General features: G+C 47.8%; 18 protein-coding genes and 1 tRNA gene. 9 read left to right on the top strand and 10 right to left on the bottom strand.

Annotated features, from left to right (window positions below):
• From ACESLU_RS04660 to ACESLU_RS04645, 4 genes are all read left to right on the top strand, one after another.
• The coding region (locus tag ACESLU_RS04660; protein WP_372635833.1) for a CHRD domain-containing protein at nt 1-595 on the top strand (595 nt) is incomplete at its 5' end.
• Nucleotides 596-982: 387 nt separating this feature from the next.
• Entirely contained in the window at nt 983-1147 is a 165-nt protein-coding gene (locus tag ACESLU_RS04655) for a DUF1328 domain-containing protein (protein WP_073062983.1), read from the top strand.
• 402 nt (nt 1148-1549) lie between these two features.
• Nucleotides 1550-1888 carry a cupin domain-containing protein gene (locus ACESLU_RS04650; RefSeq protein ID WP_372635831.1) on the top strand — a complete coding sequence of 113 codons (339 nt, stop codon included), beginning with the start codon at nt 1550-1552 and terminating at the stop codon, nt 1886-1888.
• A gap of 183 nt (nt 1889-2071) precedes the next feature.
• On the top strand, nt 2072-2917 hold the full coding sequence (locus tag ACESLU_RS04645) for a S1 RNA-binding domain-containing protein (protein ID WP_372635828.1): 846 nt from the start codon (nt 2072-2074) through the stop codon (nt 2915-2917).
• Nucleotides 2918-2940: 23 nt separating this feature from the next.
• On the opposite strand, the gene nfo is transcribed toward ACESLU_RS04645, so the two are convergent.
• Both nfo and ACESLU_RS04635 read right to left on the bottom strand, forming a co-directional pair.
• Nucleotides 2941-3786 carry a deoxyribonuclease IV gene (nfo, locus tag ACESLU_RS04640; RefSeq protein WP_372635836.1) on the bottom strand — a complete coding sequence of 282 codons (846 nt, stop codon included), beginning with the start codon at nt 3784-3786 and terminating at the stop codon, nt 2941-2943.
• 153 nt (nt 3787-3939) lie between these two features.
• Entirely contained in the window at nt 3940-4359 is a 420-nt protein-coding gene (locus tag ACESLU_RS04635) for a DUF1761 domain-containing protein (RefSeq protein WP_372635825.1), read from the bottom strand.
• Between the two features lie 468 nt (nt 4360-4827).
• On the opposite strand from ACESLU_RS04635, the gene deoC reads away from it, so the two are divergent.
• The 4 genes from deoC (at nt 4828) to ACESLU_RS04615 (ending at nt 8967) form a co-directional block, all read left to right on the top strand.
• The gene (gene deoC / locus ACESLU_RS04630; RefSeq protein ID WP_372635822.1) at nt 4828-5739 is read left to right on the top strand and encodes a deoxyribose-phosphate aldolase; all 912 of its coding nucleotides are present in this window, start codon (nt 4828-4830) and stop codon (nt 5737-5739) included.
• Nucleotides 5740-5858: 119 nt separating this feature from the next.
• The gene (locus tag ACESLU_RS04625) at nt 5859-7391 is read left to right on the top strand and encodes an aldehyde dehydrogenase family protein (protein ID WP_372635819.1); all 1533 of its coding nucleotides are present in this window, start codon (nt 5859-5861) and stop codon (nt 7389-7391) included.
• Between the two features lie 94 nt (nt 7392-7485).
• A complete protein-coding gene (locus tag ACESLU_RS04620; protein ID WP_372635815.1) occupies nt 7486-8355 on the top strand; it encodes an aldehyde dehydrogenase family protein in 870 nt (289 codons plus the stop codon).
• Nucleotides 8356-8400: 45 nt separating this feature from the next.
• Entirely contained in the window at nt 8401-8967 is a 567-nt protein-coding gene (locus tag ACESLU_RS04615) for an SPOR domain-containing protein (RefSeq protein ID WP_372635812.1), read from the top strand.
• A gap of 128 nt (nt 8968-9095) precedes the next feature.
• Here ACESLU_RS04615 and ychF read toward each other — a convergent pair whose 3' ends face one another.
• From ychF to nusB, 3 genes are read right to left on the bottom strand one after another with little or no spacing between them, the layout of a single operon-like run.
• On the bottom strand, nt 9096-10190 hold the full coding sequence (gene ychF, locus ACESLU_RS04610; protein ID WP_372635809.1) for a redox-regulated ATPase YchF: 1095 nt from the start codon (nt 10188-10190) through the stop codon (nt 9096-9098).
• 38 nt (nt 10191-10228) lie between these two features.
• Nucleotides 10229-10894: a metallophosphoesterase family protein gene (locus ACESLU_RS04605; protein WP_372635806.1), complete on the bottom strand. Its 666-nt coding sequence runs from the start codon at nt 10892-10894 to the stop codon at nt 10229-10231.
• Between the two features lie 20 nt (nt 10895-10914).
• Entirely contained in the window at nt 10915-11370 is a 456-nt protein-coding gene (nusB, locus tag ACESLU_RS04600; RefSeq protein WP_372635804.1) for a transcription antitermination factor NusB, read from the bottom strand.
• 158 nt (nt 11371-11528) lie between these two features.
• On the opposite strand from nusB, the gene ACESLU_RS04595 reads away from it, so the two are divergent.
• Nucleotides 11529-11603 (top strand) — tRNA-Val (locus ACESLU_RS04595).
• A gap of 219 nt (nt 11604-11822) precedes the next feature.
• On the opposite strand, the gene ACESLU_RS04590 is transcribed toward ACESLU_RS04595, so the two are convergent.
• The 5 genes from ACESLU_RS04590 to ACESLU_RS04570 all read right to left on the bottom strand — a co-directional run bounded on the left by ACESLU_RS04590 (nt 11823) and on the right by ACESLU_RS04570 (nt 16529).
• Entirely contained in the window at nt 11823-13310 is a 1488-nt protein-coding gene (locus ACESLU_RS04590; protein ID WP_372635800.1) for a neutral/alkaline non-lysosomal ceramidase N-terminal domain-containing protein, read from the bottom strand.
• A gap of 273 nt (nt 13311-13583) precedes the next feature.
• Entirely contained in the window at nt 13584-13937 is a 354-nt protein-coding gene (locus tag ACESLU_RS04585) for a DUF952 domain-containing protein (protein ID WP_372635797.1), read from the bottom strand.
• 115 nt (nt 13938-14052) lie between these two features.
• A complete protein-coding gene (locus ACESLU_RS04580) occupies nt 14053-15009 on the bottom strand; it encodes a succinylglutamate desuccinylase/aspartoacylase family protein (RefSeq protein ID WP_372635794.1) in 957 nt (318 codons plus the stop codon).
• Between the two features lie 18 nt (nt 15010-15027).
• A complete protein-coding gene (gene rimK, locus ACESLU_RS04575; protein ID WP_372635791.1) occupies nt 15028-15915 on the bottom strand; it encodes a 30S ribosomal protein S6--L-glutamate ligase in 888 nt (295 codons plus the stop codon).
• Nucleotides 15916-16088: 173 nt separating this feature from the next.
• Nucleotides 16089-16529 (bottom strand): ATP-dependent zinc protease, encoded by a 441-nt coding sequence (locus tag ACESLU_RS04570; protein ID WP_372635788.1) that lies wholly within the window; start codon nt 16527-16529, stop codon nt 16089-16091.
• Nucleotides 16530-16710: the final 181 nt, after the last annotated feature.

Below are 16710 nucleotides of genomic sequence, written 5' to 3'. Positions count from 1 at the left end.
TTTAATGTTAATTCACAGAGGTGTTGATATGAAACATCACCAATCGATAAAAGCTCTTGTAATGGGAGTACTCATATTCACAGTAAGTGCTGGCTTAATAGCGGGATGTGGCGATAGAGACGGCGACCCCGACATGGAAGATACAGGAATGAATGAAACGCCCCAATCTCAGCCAGATCGGTCTTATAATGAAGACTACGATACCAACAAGGGTCAGGAACAGTCATTCGAGGTTTCACTCGAGGGTTCGAACGAAGTGCCGGAAGTCACTACCGACGCAAGTGGCAGTGCTACGGTAACCTTGAGAGGCGACAGCATTCATGTTGAAGGCGAGTTCTCTGACCTGGGGTCCGAATACACTGCTTCACACATTCACGAAGGAGCGGAAGGTGAGAACGGGGACCCGATTATAACGCTGGAGCCTGAATTGGAGAATGATAACACCTCCGGCTGGTGGGACGCATCCTACCTGCTGGAAGACGAACACAGGTCGGCGCTGATGGGAGATAGTCTCTATATCAATGTACATACCAACGAAAACAAGCCAGGAGAAATACGCGGGCAAATTACCTCCTCCGGCATGGATGATATGTGACCCATTATTAATATTAATCCAGATGCCTAACAGGGATAGAGATATTGGCTGACCGTACCGTTGTTCGGTTAAAGGGTGAAAGCCAAGGCTCGTGCTCTTTTCGCGCTCTCAGTACTCAGTATAAGCTAAACGCGTTAGATTTTTTTCCAAAAACCAATATAATATATGAGAATATTAGGATATATAATCTCACTGGGTGGATTAATCGCCCTTATTTATACAGGCATTACCTATATCAATAATTCCGAATCCTTTGGAATTTTTGGTCTGGATGTTGCCGTATCGAAAGGGGATCCGGTACCTATGATCATTTCACTTGTTGTCCTGATCATAGGCCTTTTAATAGCTCGCATTTCTAAAAATTAACTAAATAAACGAGGATAACTTATGCTTAGATGGGCCGTGACGTTTTTAATTATCGCTATAATCGCAGCTATTTTCGGGTTTGGAGGCGTCGCCGAGGGCGCAGCCGATATTGCCCAAATACTATTCTATATTTTTTTAGTGCTGTTCGTCATTTCGTTATTCTTCGGAGGTTTTAGGAGACCGTGACCCTGAAGTAAGCACAACCCAGGGTAGAACCTCTGCTGAGAGTGCTGCACATATTTATTAATATAGAATAGTAATAGCAGCAGTTCCAAGCTACTATTATACTCTTTATTATTACCGTGCTTAAACCTCCCCCCTCCCGCCAGCCCGCACATCTGAGCTGGTTGGGAGGGGATTTTTAATGTTGGGATTCTTCGTCCGTTGGGGTGAAACATGTCGTCATTTCCTTCCCGGCGATTTAGGTGCGCCTTTTATACCTTTCCATCCCGCAGTATTTGCCGAGCTGCCGGTTGAAAAAACCGTTTAAAAATCAGCCGGTCAACATATTGAAAATTGCTCTGGCAATGTTAACTTACCCTGTCACCCATTACGAATCGCATTGCATAACAACCGGAGGTAAATATTATGAACCAGGGTCATGTACAGTCGGGCGAAGTAATCAATTTGGATACGCTGAGAGATGGTATGCCTGGAGATTCCACCTTTGCACTGGTCAAAACGGATGATATGGAGGTCATCCGGATGGTCTTGCCAAGAGGAAAAGATATTATGGAACACAGCGTGGAAGGAGAAATATCCATACAATGCCTGAAGGGTCATGTTATCATCCAGGTTGAAGGCGAAGCAAGAGAATTAACGGAAAACGACTGGCTTTATCTGACGCACAATCAACCGCATGGGCTTCATGCCAAGACGGACAGTATTTTGTTGGTGACCATCCTTTTTAAAGCTGATGACAGATAGCGTGTTGATCATTTCCACTGAGCCATGCACTCCTTCCGGTACCTTCTTCATTACCCCCGGCCTGCCATGGCAAATGCTTTCAGGTTATCCCGCCCGTTAATGTGCGGGCAGAGGGCTATCACCATACATCTTACAAATTCATCGGTACCCATAACAAGCTGATTTACATTTTTTTTAATTTATATGCTCACATTAGGAACGTATCAGACACTAAGCGTTGCCCGTGAAATTGAACACGGCTACATCCTCAAAGAAGACAAGGGAGCTGAAGTACTGCTGCCCGGCAACCTGGCTTCCCGGGAGCTTCAGAAGGGAGAAAATGTCCGGGTCTTTATTTACAAGGACGGGGAAGAACGGATCACAGCCACCATGCAGGATCCCAAGATAACCCTGAACGGGATAGCAGTCCTGACCGTAAAGGATATAACCCGGCACGGGGCTTTTTTGGACTGGGGACTCGATAAAGATCTTTTTCTGCCGCACAGTGAACAGACAACCAAGCTCCGGGAGGGGACCTCCTGCCTGGTGTACCTGTACCTGGATAAAGAAACCGACCGGCTGGTTGCCAGTATGAAGATCGATCGATTTTTAGATAACACGACGCTCAGCGTGGAAGAGAAGGAAAAAGTCGATCTTTGGATCCTGAACAAAACGGACCTGGGATATAATGTGGCGATCAACGGGAAGCACCGGGGACTCATATACCACAACGAGTTTTTTGACGAGGTCTCCCACGGGGATAAGACAACCGGATATATCAAGCAGATCCGTACGGATAATAAAATTGATGTCACCCTCCGTCCCATAGGGTATAACAAAGTGGAATCGCGGGCCGATATCATTCTACACCGCCTAAAAAAATCGGGCGGCTACCTCGACCTGCACGACAAGAGCGATCCCGATGAGATTAAAGACCGGTTAAAGATGAGTAAAAAGACGTTCAAAAAAGCCATCGGGTTGCTGTATCGTGAAAATATCATCGATATCCGGGAAGATGGCATTTACCTTTCCGATGGCTCCTCCGATTAATGGACAGATTCAAACCGTGATCTTTAAACTCTGGCAAGTGTCCGAAGCATCTCTATTTCTTCCGGCCAGCGCTCGGTATTCGGGGTCTCCAGGATCATCGGAATGTCACTCAGACATCGATGCTGCATGATCATTTTAAATCCATCCAGCCCTATCTTTCCCTCCCCGATATTTTCATGCCGGTCGACCCGGCTGCCCAGCTCCCTTTTTGAGTCGTTGAGATGTATCCCTTTCAGGTATTCACGTCCTACGGTCTTGTCGAATTTTTCAAAGGTGTGCCGGAAGCCCTCTTCCGTTGACAAGTCGTAGCCGGCGGCGTAGGCATGGCAGGTATCGATGCATACACCTACCCGGCTCTTGTCTTCCACCCCCTCGATAATGGCTGCCAAATGCTCAAAATAAAACCCCGTATTGGTGCCCTGTCCCGCCGTCGTTTCAATGACAGCAGTCACACCTTCCGTCTGATCCAAAGTCCAATTTATCGATTCGGCATTGCGATTCAGGCACTCATCCACGCTGATCTTATTGAGATGGCTGCCCGGGTGAAAGTTGAGCATGGTGATTCCCAGCTGTTCGCACCGCTGCATCTCATCGAGAAAGGCATTGCGAGATTTTTGCAGCTTGTCCCGCTCCGGATGACCAAGATTAATCAGGTAGCTGTCATGGGGCATCACCTGATCCATGGAATAGCCATATTTTTCGCAGTTTCTTTTGAACCCGTCGATATTTTCCGGGGTTAGTGGTGGTCCCTCCCATCGCAGTTGATTCTTCGTGAAGAGGGCAAAGGCCGTCGCTCCGATTTCATGGGCCCGCCCCGGGGCATTTTCCACGCCGCCGGCCGCACTTACATGCGCTCCGATATACTTCATAGGCATCAGGTAATCTTAATTCGAGTTAGCCCCAAAGGTAGTCATTAAGGCACTAAAATACGAAAAGATCACACAGTATCGGGATATCCCAGCACTTCGGAATGAATCGCGCTCTCAGTCAACATTTCAAAGATCGAATCCTCCAAACCACATTTACGTCCATGCACCCAAAATGAATCCCATGACCGTAAAAGTTACGGTCCAATACCCTCCATTGATGAAAATATACTTCCACGACTTTCCTTCATATAAGCTGTTTACTGCCAGCGCAAAAAATATCCAGCCGAATCCGGTTAAAAATCCATAAAAAGCCCCCGCCCCGGCCGTCACCTGTTCTGCGGCTTCCGCTGATCCGGTTAAAAACATCGCCAGGTTAAAGGCCATGATAAGTTCAAAGAGAAAAGCCAGGCCAAATATTTTAGCCTTATTTCCTTTTTCGACATCTTCCTCTGTCATTCCTACGGCCGAAAGCCATGCCTGTCCGAACAGCGGGCCGTACCACAATCCCCCCACTATAAAAGCCGAAATCGTTGCTGCGACGACGGCCAGAAAATTGATATTTGCCATATCCATAATACAATCCCTCTACTTTTATTGAATGAAATGATATATCCCCAGTTCAATTACTTCTAAAAAATCAATTAAATCAAGAGATTTTTCATGGAAACGGGAGGTAAGCGTATTGCGCTCAAGAAATTTACGATTATCCGAGATTGTGATTGGAGATAATAGGGTAAAAAAAAGACCCATTTCTTTAATTCGGTTGTAAGCTGATTTTAACCAAAGAAGGAACAGGTTAGGGGAACTTCTCAGGATTCCTTACCTTTTTATATTCAGGGGATCCCCCACGCATCCCGGATCATCGGGTGCGGTCATAGACGGTCACTTGGATATCGTACGGTGCCGAAGTACCGTTGGGACGGAAATATAAGCCCTCCCTGCTGCCAGTGCTTCGGCGAACAAGCCGTCTGACGTTTTTTGTAAAGATTTCTCTGCTATAATTGAATAATTAAAAAATAACCTGCTAATCCCATCCAGCATATGGATAGTTCCTTTCACTCACGGGATGTCCCGGAGGTTGTCCCCATCGATGAAGTAGCTGTCAACCAGCGCGTGGCGCGCCTCAACAGCCGCAGTATCAAGAAAGAATCTAAAGTCAGGGCCCTTGAAATGGCCCTGAGCATGATTGACCTGACGACGCTTGAAGGAAGCGATACCCCGGGAAAAGTCATCCAACTGTGTCACAAAGCCAAAGAGCCCCACGCCGATATGCCTGATCTGCCCGCGGTTGCAGCGGTGTGTGTCTATCCGAACATGGTGAGGGTAGTGGAAAAAGCGCTTCGGGGCACCGATATACATGTGGCCGGCGTAGCGACCGCCTTTCCCAGCGGCACTGCCACCCTCGATGCTAAAATCGAAGAAACAAAGCAGGTCGTAGGGGACGGAGCCGATGAGGTGGATATGGTCATCTCCCGCGGGGAGTTTCTCAAGGGAAATTATCCTTATGTTTTTGATGAAATAGCAGCGGTCAAAGAAGCGGCCGGCGAGGCGCACCTGAAAGTGATACTGGAAACCGGCGAACTGCAGACCTTTGAGAATGTTCGACGAGCAAGTGACCTCGCCATGCAGGCGGGTGCGGATTTTATCAAGACCTCTACCGGAAAAGTGAAACCGGCGGCCACCCAGCCTGTAACGCTGGTCATGCTGGAGGCGATACGTGATTTTTACTATAAAACCGGTCGCATGGTGGGCATAAAACCGGCGGGGGGCATCCGCAAAGCCAAACAGGCTATCCAATATCTTGTGCTGGTTAATGAAACACTGGGCGCCGACTGGCTGACGCCCGATTACTTTCGCTTTGGGGCCAGCTCTCTCGCGAATGACTTGCTTTTGCAAATCGTCAAACAGAAAACCGGCGTATACCAGAGCAGCAATTATTTTAGCAATGACTGAGGGACGAGAGAAAGATTAATAGGCTAAGGCATTTCGTATTCCTGTCCGTTGTCCCCGGCAAAAAGATTTCAAACCAAATTATTATCCTGAATTCGCACTAACACCAACTTCTCGTAACAATGGCTGACGAACAACAAACGGTCGATGAGGCAAAACAAAAAGAAGAACCCTATAAACCTTCTGCTCCCACTTCCAAACTTAACTTTGACGGTCCGTGGAAATATGACGAAGCTCCGCAAAGTACCGGTGCAGTGGAAATAAAGGACCAATATGAACTTTTTATCGGGGGGACGTTTCGGGAGCCCGAAAAGGGACGGTATATGACTTCGATCAACCCTGCTACCGAAGAACCATTGGCATCCATAGCCGAAGCTACCCAGCAGGATGTAGTTGAAGCCGTACGGGCCGCACGTAAAGCCTTTGAAAAAAGATGGTCGGTCCTCGAGGCGTCGGAGCGGGGCAAATATATATTCCGGCTGGCCCGGATGATCCAGGAACGGTCACGGGAGTTTGCCATCATTGAATCGATGGACGGGGGAAAGCCCATCCGGGAATCCCGGGATGTGGATATTCCGCTCGCAGCCGCCCACTTTTTCTATTATGCCGGCTGGGCCGATAAGCTGGAATATGCTTTCCCGGGCAGAAAAGCGGAACCACTGGGGGTGGCGGGACAAATTATCCCCTGGAATTTCCCCCTGCTGATGCTGGCCTGGAAGGTGGCCCCCGCTCTTGCCACGGGAAATACGGTCGTACTAAAGCCGGCCGAAACCACCTCCCTGACGGCACTCAAATTTGCGGAGCTCTGCCGGGATGCGGGCCTGCCGGAAGGGGTCGTCAATATTGTCACCGGGGCGGGACAAACGGGTTCGCTGATCGTAAATCACGAGGATGTTGATAAAATTGCTTTTACCGGCTCGACCAAAGTCGGCAAAGTTATCATGGAATCGCTGGCGGGGACGGACAAAAAATATACCCTTGAACTGGGGGGCAAGGGACCGAATATCATCTTCGAGGATGCCCCGCTCGACCAGGCGGTAGAGGGCATGATCAACGCGATCTTCTTTAACCAGGGACACGTTTGCTGTGCGGGCTCGCGTTTGCTGGTCCAGGAGGGCATTGCCGACCGGGTTGTCCGAAAACTTCGCGACCGCATGGAAACGCTTATCGTGGGCGATCCGCTGGATAAGAATACGGATATCGGAGCGATCAATTCCGAGCAGCAATACAACAAAATCAACGAATACCTGGAACTGGGCGTTCAGGAAGGGGCAGAACTGTACCAGAGTTCATGCGACCTCCCCGAAAAAGGCTATTACTGTCGCCCTACCCTCTTCACCAATGTCGGCCAGGCGAACCGCATTGTACGGGAAGAGATATTTGGCCCCGTTCTGACCATCCAGACGTTCCGAACGGCCGACGAGGGCATTGAGAAAGCAAACAACACCCCCTACGGCCTGGCCGGCGGCGTGTGGACCGACAAGGGATCGAAGATATTTAAAGTCGGCAGCAAGATCCGCAACGGCGTGGTATGGGCAAACACGTATAACCAGTTTGACCCTACCTCTCCCTTCGGCGGATACAAGGAAAGCGGCAAGGGCCGCGAAGGCGGATTACATGGCCTCTACCCCTATGTGAAACTCAACCCCCAGTGAACCCGGTTCAGCTGGCAGCATTGCCAATTCTACCATGTAAAAAGTGGTCCAGAAACTAATTCTACCGTATCCAGTACCCAAAAAAAGCATACTCATGTCAGATCGCATTGAAGTTCAAAAAACATATAAAACCTATATTGACGGCACGTTCCTGCGAACGGAATCCGGGCGTTACTACAAAGTATATGACGGCAACGGGGACATTCGGGCCAATGCCTGCCAGTGTTCGCGCAAGGACGTCCGTGACGCCGTAACCGCAGCCCGCAGCGCTTTTGAAGGATGGAGCAACCGAACGGCCTTCAACCGGGGGCAAATTCTCTACCGTGTTGCGGAAATGCTCGAAACCCGTAAAGCACAGTTTGCAGAAGAGCTTGAAACCGTCGGATACAAAGCCAAAGATGCCCGGTCTGAAGTCGAAGCTTCCATTGACCGCCTTATCTATTACGCGGGCTGGTCTGACAAGTACCAGCAGGTTTTCGGAAGCATCAACCCGGTAGCCAGCTCTCACTTTAATTTTTCCCTGCCCGAGCCCACAGGCGTGGTTACGATCTGGGCTCCGGAGGAGCAGCCGTTATTGGGACTTGTTTCGGTCGTTGCGCCCGTGATGGTCGGCGGAAATACCTGCGTCGTGCTCTCTTCGGAAAAATATCCGCTCAGCGCCATCAGTTTTGCCGAAGTACTTCACTCTTCTGACGTTCCGGCCGGGGCGGTGAATATTTTGACCGGTTTTCGCAAAGAACTGCTCAAACACATGACCTCGCATATGGATGTCAATGCATTCTTTTACACGGATCCTGATATCGATCGGGAACAGCGGAAACAAATTGATGAGTATGGCGCTTTAAACCTCAAGCATATCATACGAAAATCAGTCGATAATTGGGAAGATAAAGAATCAAAATCTCCCTATTTTATTACTGATTTTCAGGAAATCAAAACCACCTGGCATCCCGTTGGATTCTAACTTCTGAAGAACTTATCCCATACATTAATACTTTCACTACTTTTAATGGCATTCATCTTCAGTGCCTGCTCTGCTGCCCGCGAATTAACGGAAGGAGGACCGGCTGACCCCGAATCTACGGATGAAGTGCTTGCAACAGAAGAGGCAAGAGCCCTGCAGCAACTACTGGATGAAACCAGAAGTACGCTCGCAGACGTGGAGGAATCGGACCAGTTGGAGGTGCCGTCCCACTTTGCTCAGGAAGCTTCTTCAAATTCAGCTGTCAGTGGTAATCCTTACCAGGGATTCCGGATTCAGCTTATCTCTACCCGCAGTGTAGAGGAAGCCGATACCTTGTCAAACCAGTTTCTGGAATGGATTGAGTCGGAAGCCCTGGGATACCGTCCCGAGGCATACGTTTTTTTTAAACAACCATATTACAGAGTACATGTAGGGGATTTCCAAAGCAAAGCCCGTGCCGCTGACTTCACAAAACTTGTCAAGCAAAAATATCCCGATGCCTGGGTCGTTCCCGATCGTATCGTACCCGCAAACGTTCCGCCCGAGGATGTAACCTTCTCAACCGAAGAAGATACTACTGAGACGCTGGAAAAGTTGGAAAGTGAAAACTGAACGCTCGTCCAAGACCGGGTCGGGGCGTAAAGGGTACTTCCCTTTCGTGCGGAACGGCCCCAAGCGTTACAGAATACACGAATTCTGAAAGGTGTAGATTACAGTTCAGGTAGGTAGAAAGCTGCATGCTACACATTAAAGCGAAAGAGCATGACATCCCCGTCCTGAACGATATAGTCTTTGCCTTCCTGGCGCATCTCACCGGCATTTTTTACCGCCTTTTCAGACCCGAGCTCCTTGTATGTTTCGTAGCTGACCGTTTCGGCACGAATAAAGCCACGCTCAAAATCACTGTGAATAACACCCGCGGCTTCCGGTGCCGTAGCCCCTTCTCTGACGGTCCACGCACGCGTTTCCTTGGGACCCACGGTAAAATAGGTAATAAGACCTAACTCTTTATAAGCTGCGCGAATCAACCGTTCCAGCCCGGCACTTTCGACTCCCAATTCTTCCAGAAACATCTGCTTCTCACTTTCGTCAAGCTGGGCTATCTCCTCTTCTATCTTGGCACAAAACGTGACCACTTCATCGTCAAATCGACCTGCAAGGTCCCGCACTTCCTCCACCCATTCATTACCGCCGTCCAGGTCCTCCTCAGACACGTTACAGGCATATAAGACCGGTTTATCGGAAAGCAGGGAAAGCTCGCGATACGCCTTTTGTTTTTCTTCATCGGCTTCAAATGTTCGCGCCGCATTCCCGTTTTCCAAATGTTCCCTCAGCTCCTGAACAGTCTCCAGCTTTTGAATAACTTTCTTCTCCCCGCTCTTGGCCTCTTTTTTAAGACTTTCGACTCTCTTCTCTACCGTCTCAAGATCCTTTAGGATAAGCTCATCTTCAATGATATGAACATCTCTTGTCGGATTCACGCCGCCTTCCACATGGACGACATTTTCATCATCAAAGCAGCGGACGACATGCACAATGAGGTCGACTTCCCTGATGTGGGAAAGAAAAGCGTTTCCCTTGCCTTTTCCCTCGGATGCTCCTTTTACCAGACCGGCAATATCCACAAACTCAACGCTGGTGGGCAATTTCTCTTTGGAGCCCACAATCTCAAACAGCGTGTCAAGGCGCTCGTCGGGCACCGGCACCACCCCCACGTTGGGATCAATAGTACAAAAAGGAAAATTCGCGGCATCGGCGCCTGCATCACTTAAGGCGTTAAAAAGCGTAGATTTACCAACATTGGGTAATCCGACAATTCCACATCGTAAGCTCATGTATATAAGTTAGTTATAAATATTAGTTAAAATTAACATTAATCCAGGCGGGGTTGTACAATAAACTCTTCTTCCGGTAATGTAACCGCGGTAAGTTTCCGGTAGCCGCTGCGGTCATAGACACACCCCGTATCGATGCCGATCATCTTAGACTTTCTTATGGGATGAGGCCGGGGCGTGTGCCCGAATACAACGGTCTTTTCCCACGGTTTTTCAATAGCTTTCAGGTGAGATCGTATCCACAGAAAATCCTGCATCTCGTTTTTGTCTTTCAGGGACTCTTCTATGGTCTTGGCCGGAGAAATGCCCGCATGCACAAAAAAGTAATCTTCTGTGTCGTAATATAGTATTGTCTCTTTATAGAATTGCATATGCTCCTTGGGAAACTCAACCTGCTGACCGTCATGGTCGTACGAGTGGATCGTCGAGCGTCCCCCGTTCATCAGCCAAAGCTGCCGGTCTCCACCCTCCACAGCATCCAGCATCATTTGCTCGTGATTGCCGCGCAGGAAGATACAATCTACTTTTTCCCGGAATTCAAGCAAAAAATCAACCACTCCCCGGGAATCCGGCCCCCGGTCGATATAGTCCCCCACAAAGACGAATGTACGTTTATAAAAAGGATTTAACTGCCCTATAAGCGCCTTCATGGTTGCAGCGCACCCATGGATATCTCCAATTGCTATATATTTTTCTTTGCTCACACTTTCAAATCTCTTTTGATTCAGAGAGAGGTTTCGATAAGACCCCTGCCCTTTTTCCGGATCCGCCCATCCTGCTTGAGCTGTCCTAATGCAGAGTCAAGGATTCCGTTCACAAAATTGCCTGATTTTTTGGTAGAAAACTTCTTGGCGATTTCGATTGCTTCATTCATGGTCACCTTCGTCGGAATCTGTTCAAAGTATAAAAATTCGGCAATAGCCAGGCGAAGGATCTGCAGATCAATGGTATTCAGCCGGTCAATGCTCCAATTGTTGATATGCGTTTGAATAACCTCATCCACAGCCTCCTGATTGTTAACTACTTTTAAAAACAACCGTTCTGCAAACTTGAAGGTATCTGTGTCGCTAAGCTTAGGTTTTAAAACGGACTGAATGATTTGAGTCCATTGCCCTTTGCCTATTTCATTGGCATACAGTGCCTGCAGTACTGCCTTTCGTGCTTCTCTTCGCTGAGCCATATTTATTTTTGTCGAATATTTTATAGAGCCTCAAAAATACAAAACCTGCTCTACAGCTGAAAGGAAAAAGAATGAAAAGAGCACCTTTGCTAATCTTTAAAATAGTTGCTCTGCAGGCTTGCTATATAACGGCAAAGATCACTATATTAGACGCGCTTGGGTAATTAGCTCAGTTGGTTTAGAGCACCAGCTCGACAAGCTGGGGGTCGCAGGTTCGAATCCTGCATTACCCACTCCCTGAAGGCCTTTAATTAGCGTTAAAGGCCTTTTTTATTGTAAATAATTACATATTTTTAGTTCCACGATTGTTCCATTGTAAGTGAGTTCCATTGGAGTTCCACGCAAATTCCATCAAATCTTGGTGACTTTATGGTCCATCTCTCCTGCGGAATTTGGCTTAATATGTTCTTCAGTCTCTATCATAAAAGTTCATGCTTGGTATGCTCTATATATCAGTTATCAATATTACCGATCAATTCCAATGAAGCGTTAATCAAGACTTGCTCTGCAGCCGGAGCAAATGGGCTTCCGTTGGCCACATAGCCTCCCTCGAGGTATTCGGCGGCGGTCGGAATATAGCCGCGCCCCCCGCTCATTGAAAATATAAACGTATTGTCATAGGGTGACTGGTTTTTGACAGCCAACCCGATTTCAGAATATACCTCATTGGGAAAGGCCACAAATACGGCATCTCCAATACGAAACGATTGCACTGGCATTTGAATGGGGTCGGGATCCTCGGGAAGTTCCTCAATCGCTTTGGCTCTCCGTACGGCCTGCTCGGCAAGCCATAGCTCCACTTTATACTGATCGAATGTACGGGGACCAATTTGGTTTTCGGTGTCCAGTTGACCTTGGTTGCCGAGGTCACGAGCCTTAACCTTCCAGTTCTTTGCCTCTTTTGCAGTAGTGGGATAGGCGGCAACGAGGTTTTTCATCTTTTCAAGGTTGGCACGGGCTTCCTCTTGCCATTGGAGGGCTTCCTCATGGGTATACGGATATGTTGTACGCCGGGGAAAATTAATGCGGTCATTGGTAGTTTTTACAACCATATCCCCCGAGGTGTCGATGGAGGGGAGAATCTCAAGCACTGCATCCGACAGGATATGTCCTTTACTTTTGGCATATTCGAAAGAGCGGGCTCCATACATGTAGGCACCAACTGCTGAAAGCTCTGCTGTATAGCCGGTATTAATATCTCCCGAAGCGCCCTGAAATAATCCGACAACTACCTCATTACCAATATCATCTTTGATTCCCTGGCTGGAAAAATGGGGCCAGTCTTCCGACAGCTGTAGATTGTGCAGGTTGAGAGTAGCAGGATGAGCTCCGTAATTGTAAAATACTCCCATCAGCTCATCAGAAGCATTTTCAATTTTAATTATACCTACTTCCGGGTCAGGATGAACTCCTCCATGCCCCAAAGCGGCCCGTTTTTTTCCCAATCCGATAATCTCGGTCGTCCCAACGCCTATTTTGCCGGGCACCCGATTATTCCAGGCTTGAACAGCACTTTGGATGGATCTTTTTACTAAATGTTGAACATAACCTTCGTTTCGGTCGCTCAGAGACGGCCCTGAATGGGTATGGGTGGCAGAAATAAGGATATTATCAGAGGGAATTTGTGTTTGTTCGACGATGCCTTCCCGAATATCGTCCTGTATAGATTCAGAAATACCGATGACCGAAACGCTCAACATGGCGACGGTATTCCCCTCTTTCCCTTCTACAACCATAGAGCGGGTATGCAGATCATCATGGACACCGGTGGATGTGTTTCCCCCCCGGTCGAATCCACTCATATAAATACCGGACGGATCCTCGGGGGTGATCGTCGTTTCTCCGACTCCGACCTTGATAGTCGGTGATTCGCCACAGTTCACTGCAACAATGCTGATTATAATGAAGCTAAGAATTGTAGCAATATTATTTGTCTTCATAATAGATTTTATTTTTGTAGGCTGATACAAAAACCACCCTGTCAGCCGGGTCTTTTGTACTTTTAACTTTATCTCCCGTCTCCCTGCTGTACCGGTACACTACATTCCGAATGGAATTCAACCCGGATTTCTTCTCATAGGAAACTTTAACCGCTTGTTCCCCCTCTTCCAGCTTCCGGACTGCCCGGAGGATGGCTGTGTCTTTCGAACGTTTTGGTTAACTATCCCTATCTCTCCCCCGAGATTAAATCAATATCCATTCATATACATCAGTTAGGTCTTGGAGCTGAAAGCAATGTTAAAATCGCCGTTGTCCTCAGCATAAATAGTAAGTTTGTCCATAATGGCATCTATATTCAGGGGACCATAAATGTGAGGATATTTTTCTCCGGTTTGTCCGTCGAGGTCATATTTCACATCAGCGCTGAGGGTTGAAATATCTATAATAAGCAACACTATTTCATCCTTATCGGGAAAAAGCCGGTTTGCGGTGGCCTCAATCTGTGAGCCTTTGGAACAATGTATAAATCCTTGGCTATCAAGAGATTCAGGCTGATATTTATTATTTACTTTATGAGCCTGAAAGTATTCTTCTGTGGTAACATGAAAAATTAAATCGTCTCGCATAACTATTTTTTAAAACATTTAATGGTCTATTTCCCAGCCCCCACGGCCTGGAAGAGCAATTATATTTGAAAAAAGGGATAAATATTCTCCTAACCTTTCTGTTGAAACAGTTTCCTCAAACCGTTTTTATAAAATCACATGCTATATGGACCAGTGCATCTCCTTTATACACAACCGGTGCATTATTTATACCGACAATACGCCCTTTCTCCGGACTCTTGACTTCGGCCCACAGCTCTCCGTAAGGATCGCTGATATATCCCAACAGCTGGTCTTTATCCACATGCTCGCCCAGTTTCGCTTTATGCTGGAAAAGTCCGCCATATTCAGCTCGGATCCACGGAGAGGCCTCATAGATCTCTGTATCCTGACCTTCCTGGGGCTCCGATATCATACCGAGGTATGCCATAAGTCGCAGTGTGCCGTCAATGCCTTCCTGGATGGCAATTTCATCAAACCGCAACGTCTCGCCCCCCTCGAAAACCAAAATGGGCGTCCCCTCATCCTGGGCCGCTTTGCGAAATGTATTCTCAAGTACGGAAGAATCGACAATGATAGGGGGAGAAAAAGCCTTGGCTATTTCGCGGTTGGCTTCCAAGGCCCATTCACAACGAATTTGAGGATAATTAGCCCGGGCGTCCCCGCCGGTATGGAAATCAACTCCACAATCGACATGCGGAAGAATCTGTTTCACCAATGTATAAGCCATCAGGCTGGCCAGCGATCCGGATTTTGAACCCGGGAAGCTGCGGTTGATATCTTTTCCATCGGGCAAACCGCGAATATTCTGGATGAAGCCGTAGGTATTCACCAAGGGGATCACAATGACCGTTCCCTTTTCGGGTATTAACAGGTCGTTATGAATCATCCGGCGTAAAATTTCGATTCCATTGATTTCATCGCCATGCAGTCCGCCCGTAAGCAACAATACCGGTCCCTCCTCTTCCGCCCTGTACAGGTGGATGGGAAGATCAATACTGGTATGGGTAGGGAGGCGGGCAACATTGAGTTCAATTTTTTTCTCTTCGCCCCGGCCAATGCGATAACCGTTAATTTCTATGATATCAGACATTCCTGGATAGTTGATGCGTTAAGAACGAGGGCTGTTTATGCTGCATTTGATAAACTCCACTATTTCACCTGCAATATTTTTTCCGGTGGCCGCCTCGATACCCTGAAGCCCCGGCGAAGAGTTAACTTCAAGAGCCAGGGGACCTCGCCTGGACTGTAATAAATCCACGCCGGCTACGGAAACCCCCATTGCTTCTGCGGCAATTAGTGCCGTCTTTCGCTCTTCAGCACTCAACTCTATGAGAGTCCCGGAACCGCCGCGGTGCAGGTTTGACCGGAACTCTCCTTCCTTTCCTTTTCTTTTCATCGCGCCCACTACCTTTCCATCCACCACAAAAGCCCGGATATCCTCGCCTTTGGCTTCCTCTATATATTCCTGGACAATAACGCGCGTTTCCATGCTGTGAAAAGCCTGGATGATTGACTCCGCTGCCTGGTATGTGGGCGCCAGTATGACTCCTACTCCCTGAGTCCCCTCCAGAAGCTTCACGATAAGGGGAGGTCCGCCCACCAGCTCTATAATCTTACGAACTTCTGTCGAATCGTTGGTAAAAACCGTTTTGGGCATACCTACACCCGAGCGGGCCAATATCTGCAAACTGCGCAACTTATCGCGGGAGCGGACCAGCGCCTGTGATTCAACCGTAGAGAACACCTTCATCATTTCAAACTGCCGGACAACCGCAGAGCCATAAAAAGTCACCGAAGAACCGATGCGTGGAATTACCGCATCGACCCCCGTGACTTTAGTCCCCCTGTAGAGTATACAGGGGTTGTCCTGTTCGCTGATGATATCACATTTCAGGTGATCCAGGACCGTAGCGATATGCCCGTCATCCTCGATAGCTTCCACCAGCCTGGAAGTGGAATATAGTTTAGCGTTTCGTGACAAAACAACAATGTGCATGTAGTGTGGAGCCTATGTACTTTTCGAAGTCTTTACAAAACCGTTCTTTTGGCCAATGTCGGCGTTTTCAGTCGGTTGAAATGCTCACATATAAGCTATATGCTTCGATTCCAACCTCCCTGTGGCCTTGACCTTCCCCGATGCTTCGGGACTGGTTTTTCAAAGACTACTTTTCATTTTTTTGTTAAATATTTTTTAGAAGGATCTACCATAAAATGCCCGCTGATCAATTTACGCCCGATCAACACGGGGTAGCGCATTTCCGATCGATTCGTCAACGACAATTCCGCTTGCAGCTCCCGGTCCAGAATGCGAATGACGGTTTTAATAATAAATCTCTTTTCGGTCGTCCCATTAGAGCTTTTAATGGTCTTTGTTGCGTAAACCGGCAGCTTAAACAGCTTGTCGTTATATATTTCGTGGGATGGATCCAGCAGGTTAAACCGAACATAAGGCTTGCCATCCTTGTCGAAAGATTCAATACGATGGCAGTGCAAGCTTGAAGTATACGCGCCCGTATCTATTTTGGCATCAATATTAGCGATTTCCCATTCCGGAAAGTCGATGGACTCGAGCCTTCCTATAGTGGCTAACCTTCTTTTATCTCTGCTCATAGCTATGTTAAAATCAATAAATAAGCGGTCTTAAGTATACAAGTTATTCTGCTTTCAATCATCTGCAGGATGAACTTTTCTTTTGACTGAAAATAACGTAAAAGTAAAAATCCCCGGCACGTTTAAAGTGCCGGGGATTTCAGGACTTGCAGGGGTACGACTATAATTATTTCTGAGAAAC

It is taken from the genome of Fodinibius sp., assembly GCF_041642155.1.
Lineage (GTDB): Bacteria > Bacteroidota > Rhodothermia > Balneolales > Balneolaceae > Fodinibius.
The sequence above is the reverse complement of the archived record's forward strand: the minus strand, read 5'-3'. Positions and strand labels throughout refer to the sequence as shown.